1 protein-coding gene is annotated in these 494 nt (G+C 71.1%); it reads right to left on the bottom strand.

The annotated features are described in order from the left end of the window. The coding region (locus EHS43_RS45765; protein WP_148104396.1) for a TetR/AcrR family transcriptional regulator at nt 1–494 on the bottom strand (494 nt) is incomplete at both ends.

Raw genomic sequence — 494 nt, 5'->3', positions numbered from 1 at the left:
AGATAGGCCCGCAGCAGCTCCCGGGCCTCCTGGATGATCCGCTCGTCGCCCTCCGGTGCCATCCGGAAGGCCAGGTGGACCAGGGTGTCGGCGGTCTCCACGGCGATGAGGAAGGTGCGGCGCAGGTCGTCGTCCGGTTCGCGGGAGAGGTAGGCGGACAGGAGGTCGGTGAGGCGGTCGGCGACACGGTGGTTGGGCTCCGCGTGCCGGGCGCCGACGGGGATCTGGTTGCCGAAGTCGACCAGGGAGAAGCCGGGGGCAGTGCGCTTCATGGCGAGGTACTCGTCGAGGACGACGTCCATCGCCGTGCGCCAGCCGCCCTCCTCGCCCGACGCCTTGAGGCGCTCGGTGACGCGGACCGAGAAACGCTCCAGGTTGCGCTGGGCGAGGGCGTCGGCCATCTGCCGCTTGTTGCCGAAGAAGCGGTAGACCGAGCCGATGGGGACACCGGCGCGCTGCGCGACGGCGCGCGTGCTGAGCTCGTCGTAGCCGAC

Origin of the sequence: Streptomyces sp. RP5T, from assembly GCF_003933965.1 — a bacterium.
Taxonomy (GTDB): domain Bacteria; phylum Actinomycetota; class Actinomycetes; order Streptomycetales; family Streptomycetaceae; genus Streptomyces.
This window is presented reverse-complemented; position numbering and strand designations above follow the sequence as displayed.